Genomic DNA, 21,502 nt, shown 5'->3' with positions numbered 1-21,502 from the left:
GCTCCGAACTCGTACCCCCTGCGGGTATGGTGAATCGCCGTAGTAGGCAATGCTCACTACTCTTGCGCAGCGAAGGCTCGCTCGCGTCCACCCACGTCTTTGTTCATTCCATGAGTGAAGTTCCTCTTGGACTGAAGCGAGATGGCCGCAGTTGGCAGTCTCGTGGAACGTGCCATCCACACACGGCCGTCGGCCTGTATGGAGCCTGCCGCTCGTCACTGGCTGCGGCGGGCGCCGAAATGGTGTGCAGCCGACCACCCCGCCGCAGAGCCGGCTTCGTGGTGAGATGGGTCCCAGCATGCTGTGCGGCGCGAAGTCGATGCCCCCATGGAGCAGTTCGACACCTCGGTACCGGCATGATGGCCCTGCCCATTCCTGGCACCAGGGTCTCGCGGCCGCCGCCGCTACGGTGCCGAACGGAGGAGGAAAGTGCGTGTCACGCCAGGTACTTGCGGTCAGCCCGGAGCGGCCCGACGGCTTTCGGACGATTGGTGAGGCCCTGGCCAGGGCGCGCAGTGGTGCTGTCGTCAGAGTCTCGCCCGGCGTCTACACCGAGAACCTGACCATCACCACCCCGGTCACCATCGTCGCGGAGCAATCCCGCGGCACCGTGGAGATAGCACCGCGTCGCGGCAGCGCGATCGTGCTCAAGGCGGAGGCCGCGATGCTGACCGACTTGGTGCTGCGCGGGCGGGACGAGGAGCTGCCGGTCGTCGACGCCCCGCGCGGGCAGGTCGCGATGGAAGGCTGCGAGATCACCGGCTCTGCCTGGACAGCCATGCTCACCCGGGGCGGCGGCTCGCTCGCCCTCCGCGACTGCCGGGTCAGCAATCCGGGCGGCGCCGGGATCGTGGCCACCTCCGAGGTCGAGAGCTCCGTCGAGTCCTGCACCATCGAACACCTCGGCACCACTGGGGTGGTGATCGGCGAGCGAGGCCGGATCACACTGCGTGGCTGCACCATCCGCAACGCCCGCGGGAACGGCGTGCTTGCCAACGGAGAAGCACAGGGATCGGTCGAGGAGTGCGACATCTCCTCGACCGACAAGCCGGCCATCGCCCTGGAGGGCAACAGCACAACTCAGGTGCTGCGCACCGTCGTCCACGACACGAGCACGGGCATCATGCTGAACAGCCAGGCCCGAACGGTACTCGAGGACGTGCGGGTCACCGGCACCACCGGGGTCGGCATCGCGGTCACCGGAGGCAGCGACCCGGTGCTGCGCCGTTGCCGGACCGCTCGTACCAAGGGGCACGGCCTGCTGGTCGGCGACCGCTCCCGGGGCACGTTCGAGGACTGCTGGCTGGACGCCGCGCAGTCCCCCGCGCTGCGCGTGAGCGGACCGTCGTCCCCCGTGCTCGTCGGGCTCACCGTCCGGGACTGCGCCACGACCGCGGTGCTGCTGGAGGAGGAGTCGGCGGCCGAGCTGGACCGCCTCGAAGTCATCGACGCCCAGGGAACGGGCGTTTCCATCCGCACGGGAGCCAATCCGCTCATCCGTCGGGCGCGGATCAGCGCTCCCCGCGGTCACGGTGTGGAGATCGTGAAGGACGGCAGGGGACGGCTGGAGGACTGCACCATCGACGTGGCCGGCCGCTGCGGCATCAGGGTCGAAGGCGACGGCAACCTGTACGTCGGCGGCGGCGCCGTCACCTCGGCCGCAGAAACGGGCCTGTCGATCGCCGCCGGCGGAATCCTGACCGTACGGGATCTGGAGATCGCCGGTGCCAAGGACTCGGGTGTCACCGTCGACGAGGAAGGCGAGCTGACCGCCACCCGCGTCAGGGTGGGCGGCAGCGGCCGCCATGGTGTCCGGATCGCCGAGGACGGCCGCGGCTCGTTCAACTCCTGCGAGGTCAGCGGCAGCGCCGGCGACGGGTTCCGCATCGAGTCCGCCGCGCCCGTCTCCGTCGTCAACTGCACCGTCCGGGACAACGGCGGCGGCGGGCTCCTCCAGTCCCGGCCCGGTGAGCGGCTCGCCGTCGAAGGACTGGTCAGCACGGGCAACGGGAAGCCGGACTCCTGGGGCGCCGGGGCAGCCGGTGGCGCCGGGGACAACGCAATAGGGGGCGAGGACGCATGGCTGAGCCGCGAGGACGGTCCACTGTCCGCCCTTGACGCTCTGATCGGCCTCGACAACGTCAAGCACCAGGTGCGTACGCTGGTCAACCTCACGCGGCTGGCCCAGCACCGCACCCGGTTGGGCATGGCCGCTCCGCCGATGAGCCGCCACCTCGTGTTCGCGGGCCCGCCCGGCACCGGCAAGACCACGGTGGCCCGGCTCTACGGGACGATCCTGGCGGAGCTCGGTGCGCTGCGCTCAGGTCACCTGGTGGAGGTCTCCCGGGCCGACCTGGTGGCCCAGGTCATCGGCGGTACCGCCATCAAGACCACCGAGGCCTTCAACCGCGCTCTGGGGGGCGTCCTGTTCATCGACGAGGCGTACACCCTGCTGTCCGACGGCCGCGGTTCCGGCGCCGACTTCGGACGGGAAGCCGTCGACACGCTCCTCAAGCTCATGGAGGACCACCGCGACGACGTGGTGGTCGTGGCCGCCGGCTACTCCGCCGAGATGGAGAGTTTCCTGGCATCCAATCCAGGTCTGGCTTCGCGCTTCTCCCGCACCGTGGAGTTCGAGAACTATTCGGTGCCCGAACTGGTGGCCATCATGGAGAGCATGTGTGCGGGGCACCAGTACGTGCTCGGTGCCGCCACGCACAAGGCACTCACGGTGCATTTCGAGCGCATGCCCAAGGACGGGTCCTTCGGTAACGGCCGGGCGGCCCGCCAGGTGTTCGAGCAGATGGTGGACCGCCAGGCGTCCCGGCTGGCCACGCTCACCAACATGACGGCGGAGGACCTGCCAATGCTGCTGCCCGAGGACGTGGGGGAGGAAGCCGCACGAGCCGTCTCCGAGGAGGCCGCACCCGCGGACAGCGAGAACAACCCGCTGGCCCGACTCGGTGACCTGGTGGGACTGGCCGGCGTCAAGCGGGACGTCACCAACCTCGTCAACCTGCTGTCCGTCACACGCCAGCGGGAGGCCGCGGGACTGCCCGCGCCGCAGATCAGCCACCACCTGGTCTTCACCGGCCCGCCCGGCACAGGCAAGACCACAGTGGCACGGCTCTACGGTGAGCTGCTCGTCTCGCTGGGCGTGCTGCCCCGCGGCCAGCTCGTCGAGGTGGCCCGCGCCGACCTCGTCGGCCGGTACGTCGGCCACACGGCCCAACTCACCCGTGACGCCTTCGAACGGGCCCTGGGAGGCGTTCTCTTCGTCGACGAGGCGTACACGCTCACGCCCACCGGGCCCGGCTCCTCCTCGGACTTCGGGCAGGAGGCGGTGGACACCTTGCTGAAGCTCATGGAGGACCATCGGGACGAGGTGGTGGTCATCGTCGCCGGCTACACCGAGGAGATGGAGCGATTCCTCTCCTCCAACCCGGGCCTCTCGTCCCGCTTCTCCCGGCGCGTGGAATTCACCAACTACTCCTCGGACGAACTCGTCACCATCGTGCGGCAGCACGCGGCCACCTCCGGGTACGAGTGCGGTCCGGGCACCGGCCAGGTACTGCGGACGTACTTCGAGTCGGTGCCGCGTGACCGCTCCTTCGGCAACGGGCGCCTGGCCCGCCAGGTCCTGGAAGGCATGATGACGCGCCAGGCCGGCCGCCTGAGCACGATGGCCGCCCCCGGCGTTGAGGACCTGCGCCTGCTCCTGCCCCAGGACGCGCTGCAGGGGGAGGCGGTAGCCGAGTGATGAGCGGCGGGTGGGGCGTCCGCGAAGCACACGAGGCCCAACGACCATGACCGGACACTGTCTACGTTTCCAGGATGCACACAATGCGCCGTCACACGCTCCGCCACTCGTCGATGGCGGCCCTGCTCACTCTCCTGTCCACGTCCACGCTGGCCATGGGCGGCACCGCGCAGGCCGGCGCCGTGGCCCGTGAGCCGGTGCGCCTGCCCGCAATGCCGTCCCAGCTGGCGGACGGGGCCGCCTGCACCGGCGGCTCAGAAAAGGTGGTCGACGGGATGCCTCGGGAGCAGCAGGAGCTGCAGTTTGCCAGGGTCCGGCAGTTCGCCGACGGCGAGGGGGTCACCGTGGCTGTCGTCGACACGGGAGTGTCGCTCGAGGCGCCGACGCTGAAGGGCAGGGTCGCCGCCATCGGCGAGGCAGGCGACGACTGCGTCGGTCACGGCACTTTTGTGGCCGGGCTGATAGCCGCCGCCACTGCGGCAGGCTCCGGATTCTCCGGGGTGGCCCAGCAGGCGGATATCCTGGCCGTGCGGGGCACCGATGCCCGCGGCAGGGCGACCGACACCACGGTCGCGGCCGGTATCCGGGCGGCGGTGGACGCCGGAGCGGAAGTCGTCCAGGTGTCCCCGGCCCTGACCCGCAACTCCGCGAAGCTCACGAGTGCCGTCGCCCACGCCGCCGCCCACGACGTGCTGATCGTGGCCGCCGCCGTCCCCGACAGCCCCCAAAGCCCTGGCTCCGCCGCCCCGCCCAGGGACTACTGGCCCGCGGCCGAGCAGGGTGTGCTGTCCGTCATCGACCTCGGTGCGCAAGGCAGCCGTCCACGGGGCACACTCACGCCACGGCGCGTGGACCTTGCCGCACCGGGCGACGGTGTGGTCGGCATCGGCCCGACGGGACGTGGCCACTTCGTCGGCTCGGGAGCGTCGCTCGCCGCCGGTTACGTGGCCGGCACGGCCGCCCTCATCCGGTCCGCCCATCCTGAACTGACCGCCGGGGAGACGGCACGGCGGCTGACCTCGACCGCTTACCCGGCGGGTGTGCCCCAGCTCGACGCGTACGGCGCCGTCACCACGGTTGCCGCCCCCTCTGCCGCGCCGGCGGAGGCGGCAGACGATTCCGAGCCGGTGCGGCTGCCGACGGATGAGGCGGGTGCCCGCGCGACACGGCGAGCTCTGGTGATGGTGGGCGCCGGCGCCGGTCTGCTCGTGTTCATAGCCTGGGCCGCCGTGATCGTCCCGAGAGGCCGTGCCCGCGGATGGCGGTCGGCCCGGGACGACGCTTCGACGAAGACCTGAGACGAACGGCGGATCACCACCGCTGGGTACGGGCCTTTGCGTACCTGTGTCTGATTCCCCGACGCCTGTTGCGCGAGCGGTTCCCGAAAGTCGTTGCTACCGGGGAAATGGTGTCAGTCGGCGTCCGCGTTTACGCAAGGCCACTGTCCGGACCCGTGGGTCCGGACAGTGGCCTTTGTGCTTCAAGGCCCCAGCGGCGGGCAGGGCACGGCCAGGCACTGGGGCCCCACCGTTCAGACGATCCACACGGCGACGAGCGACCCCGGGGGCGCGGGCTCACCCGCGCCCCCGGAACCGTCAGGCCCTCGAACCACATCCGCACATGTCGGCCGGGACGAAACGCCGCACCGCGCGAGGTCACTTCTCGCCGGCTACTCCTCGCCCTGTTCACCGACGATGGCCGTCTGCATCAGTACGGCCTTGCGGCGGGCGATGTAACGTGCCCGGCCGGGCGGCAGGTTGCGGGGCTTGATGTTGCCGAAGACGTAACCCTCCGACGGCGGACACGACATCAGCAGGCCCGGGGTGTTGACTTCGTCGAGGCGCCTGAGCAATTGGTCGTTGAGGCCCCGGCCGGCACCGGTCGCGGAACGCAGCACCACCATGTGAAGTCCCACCTCGTGTCCCAGAGCCAGGTACTCGAGAAGGGCCTCGAACGGGTGGTCCATGATGCTGCCGGAGCCGACCATGTCGTAGTCGTCCACGAGCACGAACAGCCGTGGTCCCGTCCACCAGTCCGCGAGCCGCATCCGGGCCGGGGAGATGTCCTCACCGGGGAGGCGGGTCTTGAGGGCCCTGGCCGATCCGGCCACCAGCTCCTTCAGGGGATCGAGTGACACCGCGTGCCCGAGGCGGTACTCCTCCGGGACCGCCTCGGCCAGTTCACGCCGGTAGTCCACCACGAGGATGCGCGCTTCACTCGGGCTGTAGCGGGCGGTGACCGCCGAGGCGACCAGCCGCAGCAGATTGGTCTTGCCGCTTTCGGTGTCTCCGATGCCCACCAGGTGGGGCGTGCGGCCGAAGTCGTGCCACACCGGCGACAGCGTCTCCTCGTCGAGCCCGAGAGGAATCCGCAGCCCGTCCGCGAGTTCCGGTTCCGGCAGTTGCGCGGCGGGCAACCGGTGCGGCAGCATCCGCACCGGCGGCGCGGAAGGCCCCGCCCAATGCTCGGCGACCTGTTCCACCAGCGCGGCAACCCCGTCGCTGAGATCGTCGGAGGTCTCCCGGCCGTCGATACGCGGCAGGGCGGTCAGGAAGTGCAGCTTGCTGTCGACCGTCAGTCCGCGGCCGGGGCTGCGCGGCACGGTGGCGGCCTTGCGGATGTCGACCACGGAATCCATCGAGTCGCCCAGCCGCAGCTCCAGCCGGGTGGCCATCTGGTCACGCAGCTGGGACGACAGCTCCATCCATCGCGCGGTGGAGATGACCAGGTGGATACCGTAGTTCAGGCCCTGGGACGCGATCTGGCCGAAAGCGGGCAGGAGCGCGTCGAACTCCTGGCGCATCGTGCCCCACCCGTCCACCACCAGGAAGACGTCACCATGGGGTTCGTCCTCGAATTCCCCGGCCGCGCGGCGTCTGCGGTAGGTCGCCATCGAGTCGATGTTGTGGTCGAGGAAGAGCTGTTCGCGGTGATTGAGCACGGCCGTGACCTCGGCCACCGTGCGGCTGATGCGCTCGCCGTCCATCCGGTTCGCCACTCCACCGACGTGCGGCAGCTCCGCCAGCCCGGCCAGCGTGCCACCGCCCAGGTCCAGGCAGTAGAACTGCACTTCGCGCGGGGTGTGGGTGAGCGCGAGAGCAGCGATCAGGGTACGCAGCACTGTCGACTTGCCGCTCTGTGAACCACCCGCGACAGCGATGTGCCCACCGCTGCCCGAGAGATCCACCACGAGCGGATCACGCCGCTGCTCGAACGGCCTGTCCACCAGGCCGACCGGCACCCGCAGAGAGCCGACGCCTGGCCAGCCGGCGGCGACGAGCCCGCGCTCTGGATCGGCGGTCAGCCCCGGCAGCAGGGCGTCCAGGGCCGGCGGCTCGGCCAGCGGGGGAAGCCACACCTGGAGGGCCGGCAGTCCTGCCCCGCGCAGCCGCTCCACGGCGACCGACAGCAGCGACGCCCCGTTCTCGTTCTCCTCGGCCTCCTCCTCCGGCTCTGGCTCCGGCAACTCGGCAGGTGTGCGCGGCACTACATAGCCGGCCGTCCACGGCACCACCTGGCTGGCGACCCGTGCCTGAGCCACTGCCCCGCGCCGCGGTTGGTACGCCCCGGACACGTACGCGGCCCGGAACCGGGTCAGGGCTTCCACGCCGCTCTTGAGGAAGCCGGCGCCCGGCTGCGACGGCAGCTGGTAGGCGTCCGGCACCCCCAGTACGCCACGGCTTTCCATGGCGGAGAAGGTACGCAGACCGATGCGGTACGAGAGATGGCTCTCCAGCTGGTGCATCCGCCCTTCATCGAGTCGCTGCGACGCCAGCAGCAGATGGACCCCGAGAGAACGGCCCAGCCGGCCGATCATCACGAACAGTTCCATGAAGTCCCGGTGTGCCGACAGCAGTTCACTGAACTCGTCGACGACGATGAACAGGCTCGGCAGCGGATCCAACGGCGTTCCCGCAGCGCGGGCCTTCTCGTACTCGAGCGCCGAGGAGTAGTTGCCGGCCGCCCGGAGGAGTTCCTGGCGGCGTATCAGTTCGCCGTGCAGGGCGTCCCGCATGCGCTCGACCAGAGCAGCCTCGTCGGCCAGGTTGGTGATCACGGCAGAGGTGTGCGGCAGTTCGTCCAGGCCCAGGAACGTGGCGCCGCCCTTGAAGTCCACCAGGACGAAGTTCAAGGTCTCCGAGGAATTCGTCAGCGCCAGGCCCAGCACCAGGGTGCGCAGCAACTCGCTCTTGCCCGAGCCGGTCGCGCCGATCAGCATGCCGTGCGGGCCCATGCCCCCCTGCGCCGCCTCCTTGATGTCCAGCTCCACCGGAACTCCGTCGCCACCCACCGCGACCGGAACCCGCAGCCGGGCAGCACCCTTGTTGCGCCCCCACAGAGTGGCCGGCTGATGACGGGACAGGTCGGGGATTCCCAGCAGGGCCGTCAGTTCCACGTCCGTCGACAGTGGCTCGGCGGTTTCCGTGGTCAGCCCCGTGCGATACGGGGCGAGCATCCGCGCCAGGGCCTCGGCGCCAACCGGACCGACCGCGTCGGGACGACCCAGCAGGGTCGACTGCTCCTTGCGGTTCCGGTCCGTGCGCACCAGTCGCACTCCGTCCGGCTGCACATCCAGCCGCAGCGTCGTTCGTCCCGGACGCCACCGCAGGGACTCCGACAGGTCGAGCACGATCACGTTGCGGAACCCGGGGCCGTCGAGCCGGTGCCCGGACGGCACCTGGACCCCGTCCACCACGAGCACGGTGAACGGCTCGTCACGGCCGGGCACGGCCTCGGGGTCGAATGCCGGACGTTCGGTGAACTCCCCTCCGAGCAGGTCCTCCAGGCCGTTGAAGTCCGACGCCACCATGCGGGCCGGCCCGGCGCCGTCCTGCTCGTGCGGGTGCAGGTTGTGCGGCAGCCACTTGACCCAGTCCCACTCGGCCCGGCGCTCGTCGCTGACAGCCAGCGCGATCCGCACGTCCTCGGGGGCGTGGAAGAGAGCCAGTTGGCACAGGGCGGCCCGCACCATGCCGCGCACCGCCGCCTCGTCCCCGCGCAGCAGCACCCGTGTCCAGGACCGCAGGTAGAGCGCGATGGGCTGGTCCGGCACGGTGCTGTAGGCGCGCATGAACCGTCGCAGCGCGTGTGCGGACAGGGGCTCGAGGTCCTCCACCGGCTTGGTGGACAGCGGGTTCAACCGCAGCGCCAGTTGCTGGTCCCCGACGGCCACCCGCACCTCGGCGAAGTCGTCGTCCTTGACCCGGCGCTCCCAGAGCCGCGTCGTCCGCACCAGCGAACGCATCGACGCCGGCTCAGGGTGACGCCAGGCGAGCGCCAGTTGCTGCTCGATCACAGCCCGGTGGACCTGCCGCCGGGTCTGCGTCAGGTAGCGCAGATAGTCCCGGCGCTCGCCCCTGAGGCGCTGTTTGCGCTCGCTGCTCTGGCGCATCACCTGGCCGATCATCATCACTGCCGAGGCCAGGACCATCATGCCCAGGGCGATGTACGTGAAGACACTGCCGGACCCACCGGGCCGCAGAAAGGCCAGCATCATGGAAACGGACATCATTGCCATGGGCAGATACGTCCACACCGCCGAGTTGTCCGGAACAGTCTCCGGCAGCGTCGGCGGCTCCTGGAGGGTCAGTTCACCCTCGGGCATGTCCGGCCCGCGCCGACGGGCAGGGCGACGGAATAGGGCGGTACTCAACTACTGACTCCTTAACGAGCACTCGGCTCCTGGACGGGGTCATCAACGGGAAGTCGCGTAGCGGGCCATGAGCGGCCCAAGGTCTCAGTACTCTGCAGGCGTTCAGAACCAAGCCCAGCGGATGAATCCCGGGAAGCGTGGCCCCCACCAATGACTGAGAGCTCTGTGGCCGGCCTGTGCCACATCACCGTTCGTGCCCCTGCCAAGACGATAGACCTGGCTGTACCCGCCGATGTGCCGGTTGCCGACCTTCTGCCGACCGTACTGAGTTACGCGGACGGTGACATGGAGGAAAACGGCCTGGAACACGGCGGTTGGGCCCTGCAACGTCTGGGCGGAGCCCCACTCGACGAGGAAGCAACTCTCGAGACGCTGGACCTCAAGGACGGGGAGGTACTGTACCTTCGTCCGCGAGCCGATGCCCTGCCAGAGGTGCGCCTGGACGACCTCGTCGACGGGATCGCCAACGTCACAGGGGAACGGCTCCACGGCTGGAACCCTCAGGCCAGTCGCCGCCTGCTGCGTTGCGCGGTGGTCGTCTGCGTGCTGACGTCCCTGGGAGTACTGGCCTGGCCGTCGGGCTCGCTCGTCCTGCGCGTCGTGACCGCCGTCGTCGCCGGGCTGCTGCTCCTCGCAGGTGCGGCCTCGGCGAGTCGGGCAGTGGGCGATGCGGCAGCCGGTGCGACGCTGGGAATCCTCGCGGCGCCGTGCCTGGCATTGGCGGGCTGGCTGCTGCCCGGAGGAGAGATAGCGGGCCCCCAGGCGCACCACGTGCTCGGCGCCCGGCTGATGGCCGCCGGCGCGGCGGGTGCCGGGGCAGCTGTGCTGGCGGTGGCCGCGGCGGCCGTCTACACGCCCTTCTTCATCGCCACAGCGCTGATCGCGATCCTCTGCGCGGCCGCCGGAGCGCTGATGAGCGTCTTCGACCTGCCCGTGGACAGTGCCGGCGCGGGGGTGGCCGCAGTGGTCGTCGTTTTGGGCAGCTTCATACCGGTGCTGTCCTTCAAGCTCGCCGGCATGCGGATGCCCGCTCTGCCCAACAGCGCCCGGCAGTTGCAGGAGGACATCGAGCCCTACAGCGGCAGTGACGTCGCCGTCAGGACCGAACTGGCCAGCGACTGGATGACCGCCCTGTACACGGCCACCGGTGTCATCTGCGCCGGCACCCTCGTCGCTCTGGCCCACGAGCCCGGCCTGGCCGAGACGCTGACCGCGGCGACACTCTCCCTGCTCCTGCTGCTGCACGGGCGAGGCATGGTCAACGCTTGGCAGCGTCTGGCCCTGGTGGTGCCGGGCATGTGGGGAGCCGTCCTGCTGGCCGTCGGCAAAGCGGCAAGCCTTGCTCCGGCCGACCGGCCGGCCCTGGTCGTCGGGCTGCTGGCACTGGCCGCAGCGCTGGCCGTGGCTTCGTGGACGGTGCCCGGCAGGCGCATGGCGCCGCACTGGGGCCGCGCGGCCGAACTGCTGCAGTCGCTCCTGGCCATCAGCCTGCTGCCGCTGACGCTCTGGGTGCTGGGCGTCTTCGGTGCCCTCCGGGCAATGAACGGCTGAACAGGCAAGGACCGGGAGGGACAGGAACCGATGCAGTCCAAGCGTGACCAGGTACAGGCCCACACATTCGCGATGGGCAGACTCACCGCGGGCATGTTGCTCGCCGACCCCGATGCTCCCGAAAGTCCGACGGGACGTACCACCCGTGGTGTGTTCATCGGCCTGCTCGCCGCGGTGCTGATCGCCGCGGGCGCTTTCGTCTACGGGCTGATCGTGCCGGGCGGGAACGACTCCTGGCGGACCGGGAACAGTCTGATCGTCAACAAGGACACCGGAGCCCGGTACCTGTACATCGACGGCCGCCTCAGGCCGGTACGCAACTACGCCTCGGCCAGACTCATCGGCGGCGCCGACCTGAAGACCACCGACGTGCGCACACCGTCGCTGCGGGGAACCCCGGTCGGGGCCCCGGTGGGCATCCCCGGCGCCCCGGAGTCCGTTCCGGCGGCAGACGACCTGGACAACGGCGCCTGGCACGTCTGCTCCGCCGTCAACGTGTCCGGCACCGCAGACGGCGCGGTCACGACAACGACCGCGGCCACCACGCTCGTCGTGGGCGCCCCCCTGGAGAACAAGGGGGTCTCCGGTGACCAGGGACTCCTGGTGACCGGCCCGGACAAGGTGACCTATCTGGTCTGGATGGGAAGCCGCCTCGAACTGGACAAGGCCTCCGGCGCCGCCGTCTCCCTGGGCTACGGCTCCGTGACGCCGCGGCAGGTGTCCGCCGCCTTCCTCGACGCCCTGGTCGCCGGCCCGGACCTGGCCTCACCCGACGTACCAGGCCGGGGCGCCGCCGGGCCGTCCTTTGCCGGCCGGAGCAGCACGGTGGGGCGGGTGTACCTGGCCCAACTGCCCGGCTCGAACGAGCAGTACTACCTGCTGCGGAAGGAAGGCCTGGTGCCCCTCACGGCTACGGAGGCGGCCCTTGTCCTCGGTGATCCGGCCACCCGCGAGAAGGCCTACGGAGGAGCCTCTCCCACGGCGGCGCCGCTGAACGCCGACGTTCTCAGGGAGCATCTGGCGCCCGGCACCGCGGGCACGCCGCCGGTCTCCAAGGGCCTGCCTGAGTCCCCGCCCCGCGCGGTTTCCGTGCCGGAGGGAATGTCCGCCTGCGCCCGGGGGGAGTCGGCCGACGGCCTCACACGTATCACCATGGCGCTGGTGCCGCTGAGTTCCCTGGCCCCGGTCACGCAGACCGCCCCCGGGGAGTCGGCACCGGCGTGCCTGCCGGTTGACGACGTCGTCGTCCGCCCCGGCCACGGTGCCCTGGTGAGGGCGCTGGGCGCAGGTGGCACGCCGGTGGGCGACACGACGTACCTCGTGGCCGACAACGGCGTGAAGTACCGGGTGCCGTCCCGGGCCGCACTCGAGGCGCTGGGATACGCGAGCGGCGATGTGGTGGCGCTGCCCTCCCCGCTGCTCTCCATGCTGAGGTCCGGACCGGACCTGGCCCCGGGCGCCGCCGCACAGGGCCGTACAGCCCCCAGCACCCGGCCTTCCTGCGAAGACGCCACGGGAGAGCCGGGCTAGGCCGTAGAGCAGCCCGCCGGCGATCGAGCTGTGCGAACAGAGGGACGCAAGCCCCGGTTGTTCGATCACTGAGAAAAGTTCCTCAGATATATCTCAACCGAGGGCGCTCTCAAGTGGAGCAGTCCTAACCTTGTTCCCACCCACAAGTATCTCCTTCAAGGGGCAGGACTATGACTGGCAACATGCAGCAGTCGGACGCACGACTGACTCAGAACGGCATCGAGTCTCTCAATCAGGCTCGCAACGAAATCGTGAAGTCACGACAGCACGTGGAGACTTCGAAGGACGTCCTCAGGAACAAGTACAAGGGCGGCGACGGCGCGGCGTACGGCGAGTTGCTGAGGCTGTGGGACGAAAAGTGCGCGATCGTCCAGAGGAACGTTGAGGACATGATCGACAAACTCGGCGGCAGCCGACAGACGCAGGCAAGGACACAGGCCGCTGCGATGGACTCCATTGCCCAGGGCTCTGCCACGTCCCAGGCCGTCTTCGACGCTCTCAAGAGCGCCTGACCCGATTCCTCGGCCCCCCGCCACACCTACGACTGAGAAGAGATTTGTGATGGACGACGGCTACATCTACGTCGATTACACGCACCTGAACGATGTCGGCGACTCCATGGCCCAGCAGACCAAGCTCATCGCCGGAATCGTGCAACGCCTGGAGACGGAGCTCCAGCCACTCAAGAACACATGGATCGGCCTCGACGCCACGGAGTACCAGAACAGGCAGCGGGAGTGGGACGGGGCAGTCCTCGGGATGCAGCGGCTGCTCACCTCGCACGCCGGCCTGCTGGCGGAGATCGGATCCAGCTACAAGCAGAGCGAAAACCAACTGGCCGGCCTCTGGTCCCAGGTCACAATCGGCCGCTGAGGCGCTGAATTCTTCAGTCCGAAAATGTTCGCCGTCCGGCCGCCTGGCCGGACGGCGAACAACCACCAGGAGAAGAGCTATGACCGATCTGACGCAATTGGACGCCGCGCACCTGCAGACCTTCATCGACACCGAAGTGGCTGACTTCAACAAGGACCTTGTAGACATCGGAAAGGACGTACCCGAAGGCGCCCGGGCCCTGAAGAGTCTCGTAGAGGGGTACCACGCCCACGAGGGCGATCACCTTCAGGAAAATCCCTATCTGGCCATCGGGCTCATGGCAGCTGAAGGCGGGCTGGTGAAGGGAAATGCCCTCGTCAGTCGGGTAGCGGATGCTGCCAAGGGGATCGTTGATGTCCTGACGGCTGAGCAAAACCTGTTCAAACACATCGCCCGAAACCTGGAGGAGACGATCAAGGTCCTGCAAAAGAATCAGGACCAGAGTCTCACCGCGATCAGTGCGGAGAAAATGCTCGACCTCTTCTCCGATGTCGACAACGATCTGAGCGGCACACCGGCTTCGGACAACTCCACCTCCAAGGCGGCGTAGTTGCCGTCCCTCCCTCCCCTTCCTACCCAAGGAGCGTGCTGCTATGGCTGCCGAGCCTTCCTTTGAGGCCGACCCCGATGACTACTGGGGGAGGGCCGTGTCTCTCTTCACCGGCTACATGATGCCGAAGAGGAGCACGCTCTTCGACAAACTCAAGAGCGAAGGTGACATTCCCCTTTTCCGTATGGGCTTCAAGGAAATGATCATGAGACCGGTCATGCCCGAGGACTATGCGGCGATCAGTGGTTGGATGACCCATGAGGGAGAGGATTACGACCTGGTCTTCTACACGGCGAAGGGTCGCGACAACGTAGATATGCAGCGGGCCCGGATCGTGTTGATCGGGGTGCTCACCGATGAGAACGGCAGGGCGGTGCTGTACACGGGGCCCGAGAGCAGGAGGACTGGCGGCGAGTTCACGAGCGTCGTCGAGAAGGATGCGAAGTGGGACAGCGCGCCGCCGGCACGCTACATCTTCGGAGGCAGAGCGGCGCTCGAGGCGTTGCAAACAGGGGACCGGTCCACCAAGAATTTCGCCTACAACGGGTTGTCGGTCGCGGACGTCCATGCTGTCGATCTCAAGGCGTTCACGCGCACGGCGCAGGCATTCGACCGGGTGAAGGATTTCTTTCAGGACCAGAGCAACACGCTGGAGCGATGGGAGAAGTCGCTGGGCGACGAGCAAGCGTCGTGGAAGGGGCAGGCGGCCCAGGTCTTCCACAACCTCATCGTTCAGGTGCGATCGAACTATGCCGGCTACGTGGATCAGTTCGGAGGCAAGGGTTACAAGTCCTTGCATACCACGCTCGACGGCTACCGGCCCCGCTCTCCCTTCGCCGAAGCCCTGGCGGGAGCTCAGGTGGACCTGTCGATGCAGGCCAACGTGCTCCTGAGGGCATGGAACTCATGGGCCGCCGATGGCAAGAACGACCCACACCGGGCAGTGGTGGAAGAGCTGAATGAGGTGTGGAACTGGGTAGTGAAGAACAACATCAGTCAGGTAGGCAAGGTCGAGCATCACGACAGCCGCTCGGGCCGTTCGACTACGTACCACACCACCGAGGCCTTCAGCCAAGTCCACCCCAAGTACGGAGACCTCGCGGAACGTAGCACCTACAGGAAGATCGCCGAGGCGGCGGTGGAACGGTGGAACAAGCGTGTTGAAGATGAACTCGAACACTATGCCCGTTATGCCCTGGCCAGTCTCAACAATCATTGGCTCGAGGCTGCGGCAGTCTTCACTCAGCCGGTGGAGACCACCAGCCGAACCTCGCTGACGGAGGCCTGGCAGAAGGAACAGACTCAGCTCAACCAGGAAAAGCTCGACCAGACCAACGACGCCCTCACTAAGAGCTTTGCCGGCCTCGGCAAGGTCGTCACCGACTTGATCAGCGGAGTGAACGACTTCGGGAGTAAGCAGGGCGACAGCCCCCAGAGCCGCAACGTCGATCCGGACGGCCTCGTCGAAAAACTGTTTCAAGGCCTGGACGGCCAGGGTGCCGGGCGCGATGGTGTCGGCACCGGCGGCGGGTCCCCGGATTCGGCAGGGCTGCCGACGATCGTGCCGCTGAATCCCCTGCTCGGAATCGGCTCGGCCTCCAGCCTGAAATCTGACCCGGCCGGTACGAACAGCAGCATCCGAAACCCGGACGGCAGCACCACCGTCCTCAACTCCGACGGGTCGTTGGCCACCATGCACCCGGACGGAGGCCTGAGCGTCTTCAACCCGGCCACCGGCACCATGACCACGACCTCGCGGGACGGGAAGACAAGCAGCACCTCTCTTGACCCGGGTGTGGTGCTCGAGAATCCGGACGGCAGTACGACAACGCTGAACCCTGAGGGGAAGCTGACCACAATGTTCCCGGACGGGAGCAGCACGGTGGTTGATCCGTCGTCCGGTGAAGCTGTCACGACCCGTCCCGACGGCTCGGTGATCACTGAGTCTCTGAATCCGTCGGTGGCCACTGGCCCCACGCCCGATGACAGCACGGCGCTGCCGTTGCATGCCGAGATCTTGGCCCGACGCCCGGATCTGACTCCTCTGAACGACTTGGTGACCAGCACCGATCTCAATGGCGATGTCGGCGTGGGAAGGGGCAGCATGACTCTTCCAGCAACCACATTCGTGGCGGACACGACCGATTCCTCAATCACATCCGACGACTTCGCGACTTCCCAGCTCAACCCAGCGGTCAGCCAGAGCGGTGACGACGGCACGTCGTCGTACGAGGAGTACGACAGCACCTCCTATTCCGGAGGCGCGTTGGGGGCGCCCCCGCCCAGCGAATTTGCCTCCGAGACTGGGCTGCCGAGCGGCGCCGTTCCTCTGAACCCGGATTTCGCTGGTGGAACGGATGGTGCCGGCAGCGGCAGCGGCAGCGGAGGCACGGGCATGCCCATGATGCCGATGGGCATGGGCGGCATGGGCGGCATGGGTGGACCCGGCGGAGCCGGAGGGGGCGGTGGCTCGTCGAACAGCGAACGGGTCCGCAACGTTTTGACCGATGGCGACGGCGCCGCCGCGCGCAGGCCGAAGCCGCGTGCTGATACGGCCGAGGACGGCGAGGACAGGGCTTATGCCAGAGGAGGACGAACCACCACGTCGTCGTCCTACTTCCCGGCGGGCGGCCAGGGCACCCAGGGTGCCCTGCAGACGGAGACGAGCGGCCGGGATCGGTCCGGTTGGGAGCCCGAGGACGGGGACGTCTGGGGCGCGGACGAAGGCGGCGCTCCGGCGGTTATCGGCCGGTGACACCGGCCAACGGACAGGGCAACAGGGCGAAGGAGGATCAGGTGACTGAACCGGCATCGATTGAGAAGAAGCTGGCCGATGCGATGGCGGAGCTCGAAGCGACCCAGGAGGCAGTGGCCAAGGCTGAGGCGGAGCTGAGGGAAGCGTCGTTCACCGTGCGGTCCAAGGACCGGGCGGTGGAGGTGACCGTCGGTCACCAGGGCGAGCTCACTGCACTGAGGTTCCTGGAGGGCAAGTACCGGAGCATGGCGGCGGGGGAGCTTGCCGCGAGTGTCCTGGACGCGGCGGAACGTGCCAGGACGCAGATGTCCCGACATGTGATGGAGACGTTCCAGCCTTTCACCCAGCCGAGTACGGCGGTGTCGGAGCTGACGGGAGTGGACATCGACTGGGCCGAAATCTTCGGTCCCGCGGTCCTGGAAGCACCGGAGCAGGCGGCAGGTCGCAGGGGCAGTGGCCGACTGCGTGACGAGATCAACGAGGACGGGGAGGACGATCACGATGTCTGATGCCAATGCCTATGCCGCTGATACGGCCCGGATCCAGGGTGGTATCCGGCAGGTTCACGAGATCAGCACGGCGGCGCAGAGCATGCTGCGGAATTTCGAAAACGGCCTGAAGCCGACCGCGGGCTGGCCCGGCGAAGACGACAGTTTCGCCAAAGCGACAAAGCCGCATGCGCAGAGGGAGAACGTGACGGCTGCGGAAACCATGCGGGCGATAGTGGAAGCTATCGTCGCCATTGCCGATGGCACCAGCGAAAACGTGAAGAACATCCGGTCCACGCAGGCCGGGAACCTGGACGCCATCCTCCGGTCGCCGGGCGGCAACTCCACTGGAACCAGCGGCAGGAAGCACTGATTCCGGCACGGCAATCCAATTCCCGCCGCTGGTGAAAAATCTGTTTGTTCGTCCTTAGAGGCGGGCGGCCGTCTATGGAGTCAGGTGGCCCGCCTCGGGAGATGTTCCCGGACCATGCCGCCGGGTGTCGAGCCCCTGCTGCATGTCCAGGGCAATTTTCGTATGATCCCGTCGCACCGTAGGAATGACACGATGACCACAGCACAGCCTCAGGGCACCCAGAACATTCCGTCGCAGGCCGGGGAATCGGCAGCATCGCAAGGAGACACGGCAACAGGGACGGTGGAGGCTGCGGGTTCGCCGGCGATGCTGTCGGCTTCCCCGGCCGGAGGCGTTACCACTGTGCTTCCTGCCGTAGGCAGTGCCGAGCAGGGGACTCCCGATCAGGAGCCGGCGTCACTGGTCGTCGGCGTGGTCGGGGAGTCGGAAGCGGCAGGTGTCGCGGAAGCCGTCGGTGAGGGCGGTGAGGCGGGAGCGGAGCCTGCTGCAGCGGTCGATGTGGAGGTAGAGGCAGGTGAGACGTTTGGTGGCACGGCCGAGGCTGCCGCGGACGTCCCGCCTGGGCGGCCGCACAAGAGTCTGCTGGCCGGGGCTGCGATCGTGGGAGCTCTTCTGGTGGCGGTGCCGTTCCTGGTGAGCAGCGGCGGTGAGGAGGAGGGCGTGGCTCCCGCTGGTGCGACGCCCGGCACGGTGCTGGGGTCTCCCGCGGGTAGCGTCATGGTCGGCCCCATCGAATCAGCGCCGCCGACCGAGAACAGCACCTCTCAGAAGCCGCGTTCGGGCAAGAGTCCCGCTGGGCAAGGGGGCGCTGGAGGGCCCCGGGTGGGAGGGGGGAGCGCTGCCGGGACACCTGTAGCCCGTGGGGTGGGGGGCAGTGGCTCTTCGTCGGTGGGTGAGGATCCGAAGCCGTTGCCGCGGCCCAGCGCGGCTCAGACTCTGGGTAAGTCCGGGTCGTCCGGGGAGTCCTCCAGTGTGCCGGGTGTTTCCATCCGCAGCCACCACTCGGGCCGGTGTATCGATGTCACGGATGGTGAGGGTGACGGTACGCCGTTGCAGATCTGGGGCTGTAGCGGAGCGGCACAGCAGACGTGGCGTTTCATGGACGACGGGACGGTGCGTTCCATGGGCCTGTGTATGGATGTCGCCTGGGGGGCGACCGGCAACGGCGCAGTGATTCAGCTGGCCAGATGCAGTGGCCATCCCGCCCAGCAGTTCCGGCTGAACTCCTCGCACGACCTGGTCAATCCGCAGGCCGACAAGTGCGTTGACGTGAGGGAGCAGCAGGTGGCAAACGGCAGCCGGTTGCAACTGTGGGATTGCAACGGACAGGACTACCAGAAGTGGAGCGCCGGCTGAGGCTACCAGTTGCGTCGCTTGTGGCAGAGAGAAGTTGGCCGATGCTTTGGCCGAGTTTGAAGCGACGCAGGAGGCTCTGGCCTGGGCTGAGGCGGAGCTGAGACTTTCCAGCCCTTTCATGCAGTCGAGCGAGGCGGTGCCGGAGCTGGCGGACTTGGACATCGAGGATCCGAGCCGGTATCCGGCAGGTTCATGAGATCGGCACTGCGGCGCAGAGCATGCCGCGGAGGTTGAGCGCGGTCTGAGGCTGATTGCGGGCGGCCGTCGCGACCGCCGATGGCACCAGCGAAAACGTGAGGAATAGCCGGTCCGCGCGGGCCGGGAGCCTGGCCGCGGGCCTTCGGTCGCCGGGTGGCAACTCCACCGGAAACAAGAGCAGGAAGCACTGAATCTGACATGGCAATCCAGGTCTCACCGCTGGTGAACAATATGCTGTTCGTCCTTATTGGCGAGCGGTTGATGCAGGCGAATGAGGACCTGGCTCGTGACAGTCATGCGGCGTTCAGGGGTTTGGCTCATGATGTCCGTGGTTTGTCGGATGTCATTGAGCGTACGGTTTCGGGTACTGCGAGGGCGTTGCCGCCTCAGGTGGGGAACGATTATGTGCGTGCCATGGGTATGTTCGTGGATTCGGGTGGTACGGGGTATCTGAAGCAGTTCGCGGGGCGGTTGGACGATATTGCTGATGGCCGGGTGAAGACTTCGTACGACATTATGGAAGGCAAGTGGCAGATCAATGCTGAGGTCATCCGGCTTCTGATCGAGCTGAAGACCCTTTTTTGGTTGTCGGCTGTCACGGGTGGTGCTACTGCGGGCAGGGCGGTGGTCGCGCAGCAGCGGAGTCGTGTGGCGGTGCTGCTGATTCTGCATCAATTGCTGAGCAAGACGCATTTGCTGCCGGTGTTGAGTGAGGCGTTCGAGGAGGCTTTCCAGTCGTTCGCTGTCCGTCTGGGGATGATTGCTTTCACGTCGGGTGAGCAGAGCTTCAACGACTTCGACTGGGGGCAGATCGGGCAGGACGCGGTGTTCGGTGGTCTTGCCGGTGGATTCTTCGGCGGCATCGTTGGTGGCAACGAGAAGTTCTTGTCTCTGTTCCGTGATGACGTCAGGCGTGGCGCGTTCGCCAAGAGTGTTGCGGATGATGTGACGGTGAAGGTGGGGGCCGAGCCGGGGACTGGTCATGTGGACCGGGGGAGTGGTGTCGCCCGGCAGCCCAACGCTTCCAGCATTTTCCTTGCCTCGGGTGGCTCGGAGGCGCTTGCGGAGATTCTGGGCAGTGGGCTTTTCACCGGCAACTGGGCGACCTCGTGGGACACGTTCCTGGGTGGGGGCATCAGTGGCAATGTCGGCGAGGGGCTCAATAAGGGTGCGGAGAAGACTGGTCTGGCGGTCAATCTGGCGTTCAACAAGGGCTTCTCTTCCGAGGTCCCTTCATGGCCTGCCGATGCGCAGAACGCCGGGGTGAACACGGCCGGTACCGACGAGGGTGACGGTCGCGGTGGCGGGGTCGCGGTGGGCGGTGGCGGGGAGCCGGCCGCCGGCGGCACGGGTGTTGCGGGCAGTGAGGCGGTCGGCGTTGCTGGTACTGCCGGGAATGCCGGTGTCACGGGCGCTGCCGCTGCTGGTGCTGGGGTGGTGTCGGGGCGGCCTCCCACGGTGTCTGGTGCGGATGCCGGGGTGTCGGATGCGGGTGTTGTACAGGATCAGGGTGCGGTGGGGTCGGCCGGGGTGCCGTCGGCCGGGAGCCTGGGAAGTGCGGAGTCGGGCGGGGCTCGGCCGCGTCCGGCCGGTGAGGCAGACACAGGGTCTGCGGCCGGGGGTGTTACGGAGGTTGCGGCACAGGCGCTGCCTGCCGTGGGTTCGAGTGGCACGGGCGTGTCTGCCGTCGCTGGGCGGCCTGCTGAGGTAGCGGCGGTGGATGAGGGGCACGCCCCGACCGCTGAGGTGACCGCGGGGCTGGAACCCGCGGAGCCGGTACAGGTTGCGGCGGGTGCGGTTTCCGGCGGAGCTGGTTCTGCGGCGATGGGAGCGAGTACTGCTGCTGTTCAGGCTGCCGGCCCTGTGGCCGATCCGGGTCGGGTCGCCAACCAGCCTGTGTCTTCTGCCGGTCGGCCGTCCACGGTGTCTGAGCCGGCCGGCGATGCGGGGCGTGCTCGTATCGATGAGCATAGTGACCAGGCCGGTGTCCGGCCGTCCGGCCAGGTGAACCCTTCGGCCCGGTCCGGGGCTGGTGACGGCTCGGGCGATGTGGTTGCCGCCGACATGGTGCAGCAGGCCGAGACTGATGAGCAGACCATGCCGGAGGCTGTCGATGCCGTGCGGCGGCCGGGCCCTGGTGTGTTGTCCCTGGGTGATGGCCGGGTCGAGAACTCCTCGGCGCAGGCTGGTGGGGCTGGGACGGTGCCTTCGGCCGCTCCGAGTGTGCTGTCGGGGGGTTCGTCCGGTCCGGGCCGGTTGTTGGGCTCGGGTGAGGTGCGTAGCGATCGTTGGCTGCCTTATGGGGTAGCTCCTGGATCTCGTGAGGAGGGGTCCGAGGGAACACGGCGTCGGGACGGCGAACGGCCGGTTGAGCCGTTCGAATTCACTGTTGGGCCGGACGGTAGGCGCAGAGTG

General features: G+C 67.9%; 13 protein-coding genes and 1 pseudogene. 12 read left to right on the top strand and 2 right to left on the bottom strand.

Annotation, left to right across the window (positions count from 1 at the left end; translation table 11 throughout):
• Nucleotides 1–433: 433 nt before the first annotated feature.
• Nucleotides 434–3,760 (top strand): right-handed parallel beta-helix repeat-containing protein, encoded by a 3,327-nt coding sequence (locus ABT001_RS32890; RefSeq protein ID WP_351285062.1) that lies wholly within the window; start codon nucleotides 434–436, stop codon nucleotides 3,758–3,760.
• Between the two features lie 74 nt (nucleotides 3,761–3,834).
• Nucleotides 3,835–5,058 (top strand): S8 family serine peptidase, encoded by a 1,224-nt coding sequence (locus tag ABT001_RS32885; RefSeq protein ID WP_351285060.1) that lies wholly within the window; start codon nucleotides 3,835–3,837, stop codon nucleotides 5,056–5,058.
• 371 nt (nucleotides 5,059–5,429) lie between these two features.
• Here the strand turns inward: ABT001_RS32885 and eccCa are convergent, their stop codons facing one another.
• Nucleotides 5,430–9,365 carry a type VII secretion protein EccCa gene (gene eccCa / locus ABT001_RS32880; RefSeq protein ID WP_351285077.1) on the bottom strand — a complete coding sequence of 1,312 codons (3,936 nt, stop codon included), beginning with the start codon at nucleotides 9,363–9,365 and terminating at the stop codon, nucleotides 5,430–5,432.
• 198 nt (nucleotides 9,366–9,563) lie between these two features.
• On the opposite strand from eccCa, the gene eccD reads away from it, so the two are divergent.
• The 8 genes from eccD (at nucleotide 9,564) to ABT001_RS32840 (ending at nucleotide 17,533) form a co-directional block, all read left to right on the top strand.
• Complete coding sequence (eccD, locus tag ABT001_RS32875) at nucleotides 9,564–10,964, top strand: type VII secretion integral membrane protein EccD (RefSeq protein ID WP_351285059.1); 1,401 nt, start codon at nucleotides 9,564–9,566, stop codon at nucleotides 10,962–10,964.
• A 30-nt stretch (nucleotides 10,965–10,994) separates the two neighbouring features.
• Nucleotides 10,995–12,494 (top strand): type VII secretion protein EccB, encoded by a 1,500-nt coding sequence (gene eccB / locus ABT001_RS32870; RefSeq protein WP_351285058.1) that lies wholly within the window; start codon nucleotides 10,995–10,997, stop codon nucleotides 12,492–12,494.
• A gap of 170 nt (nucleotides 12,495–12,664) precedes the next feature.
• Nucleotides 12,665–13,006 (top strand): hypothetical protein, encoded by a 342-nt coding sequence (locus ABT001_RS32865; protein ID WP_351285056.1) that lies wholly within the window; start codon nucleotides 12,665–12,667, stop codon nucleotides 13,004–13,006.
• Between the two features lie 49 nt (nucleotides 13,007–13,055).
• Complete coding sequence (locus tag ABT001_RS32860) at nucleotides 13,056–13,367, top strand: WXG100 family type VII secretion target (protein WP_351285054.1); 312 nt, start codon at nucleotides 13,056–13,058, stop codon at nucleotides 13,365–13,367.
• Nucleotides 13,368–13,446: 79 nt separating this feature from the next.
• Nucleotides 13,447–13,917 (top strand): type VII secretion system-associated protein, encoded by a 471-nt coding sequence (locus tag ABT001_RS32855; protein ID WP_351285053.1) that lies wholly within the window; start codon nucleotides 13,447–13,449, stop codon nucleotides 13,915–13,917.
• 43 nt (nucleotides 13,918–13,960) lie between these two features.
• Nucleotides 13,961–16,672: an AAWKG family protein gene (locus ABT001_RS32850; protein WP_351285051.1), complete on the top strand. Its 2,712-nt coding sequence runs from the start codon at nucleotides 13,961–13,963 to the stop codon at nucleotides 16,670–16,672.
• Between the two features lie 41 nt (nucleotides 16,673–16,713).
• A complete protein-coding gene (locus ABT001_RS32845; RefSeq protein ID WP_502967563.1) occupies nucleotides 16,714–17,181 on the top strand; it encodes a YbaB/EbfC family nucleoid-associated protein in 468 nt (155 codons plus the stop codon).
• Nucleotides 17,174–17,533 (top strand): hypothetical protein, encoded by a 360-nt coding sequence (locus ABT001_RS32840; RefSeq protein WP_351285049.1) that lies wholly within the window; start codon nucleotides 17,174–17,176, stop codon nucleotides 17,531–17,533. The genes ABT001_RS32845 and ABT001_RS32840 overlap by 8 nt, the downstream gene beginning before the upstream one ends.
• Nucleotides 17,534–17,929: 396 nt before the next feature.
• Here the strand turns inward: ABT001_RS32840 and ABT001_RS32835 are convergent, their stop codons facing one another.
• Nucleotides 17,930–18,106: a hypothetical protein gene (locus ABT001_RS32835; protein ID WP_351285079.1), complete on the bottom strand. Its 177-nt coding sequence runs from the start codon at nucleotides 18,104–18,106 to the stop codon at nucleotides 17,930–17,932.
• 144 nt (nucleotides 18,107–18,250) lie between these two features.
• Between ABT001_RS32835 and ABT001_RS32830 the strand changes: the two genes are divergently transcribed.
• Entirely contained in the window at nucleotides 18,251–18,889 is a 639-nt protein-coding gene (locus ABT001_RS32830; RefSeq protein ID WP_351285074.1) for a ricin-type beta-trefoil lectin domain protein, read from the top strand.
• A gap of 396 nt (nucleotides 18,890–19,285) precedes the next feature.
• A pseudogene (locus ABT001_RS32825) lies at nucleotides 19,286–21,502 on the top strand (hypothetical protein); the annotation flags it as partial.

This window comes from Streptomyces sp. NPDC002793, assembly GCF_040295485.1.
GTDB lineage: Bacteria > Actinomycetota > Actinomycetes > Streptomycetales > Streptomycetaceae > Streptomyces.
This window is presented reverse-complemented; position numbering and strand designations above follow the sequence as displayed.

What these genes read in the sequence shown, in the direction of transcription:
- ABT001_RS32885 (WP_351285060.1), top strand. Translation starts at nt 3,835, where the DNA reads ATGCACACAATGCGCCGTCACACGCTCCGCCACTCGTCGATGGCGGCC.
- eccCa (WP_351285077.1), bottom strand. Translation starts at nt 9,365, where the DNA reads ATGCCCGAGGGTGAACTGACCCTCCAGGAGCCGCCGACGCTGCCGGAG.
- eccD (WP_351285059.1), top strand. Translation starts at nt 9,564, where the DNA reads ATGACTGAGAGCTCTGTGGCCGGCCTGTGCCACATCACCGTTCGTGCC.
- eccB (WP_351285058.1), top strand. Translation starts at nt 10,995, where the DNA reads ATGCAGTCCAAGCGTGACCAGGTACAGGCCCACACATTCGCGATGGGC.
- ABT001_RS32865 (WP_351285056.1), top strand. Translation starts at nt 12,665, where the DNA reads ATGACTGGCAACATGCAGCAGTCGGACGCACGACTGACTCAGAACGGC.
- ABT001_RS32860 (WP_351285054.1), top strand. Translation starts at nt 13,056, where the DNA reads ATGGACGACGGCTACATCTACGTCGATTACACGCACCTGAACGATGTC.
- ABT001_RS32855 (WP_351285053.1), top strand. Translation starts at nt 13,447, where the DNA reads ATGACCGATCTGACGCAATTGGACGCCGCGCACCTGCAGACCTTCATC.
- ABT001_RS32850 (WP_351285051.1), top strand. Translation starts at nt 13,961, where the DNA reads ATGGCTGCCGAGCCTTCCTTTGAGGCCGACCCCGATGACTACTGGGGG.
- ABT001_RS32840 (WP_351285049.1), top strand. Translation starts at nt 17,174, where the DNA reads ATGTCTGATGCCAATGCCTATGCCGCTGATACGGCCCGGATCCAGGGT.
- ABT001_RS32830 (WP_351285074.1), top strand. Translation starts at nt 18,251, where the DNA reads ATGGTCGGCCCCATCGAATCAGCGCCGCCGACCGAGAACAGCACCTCT.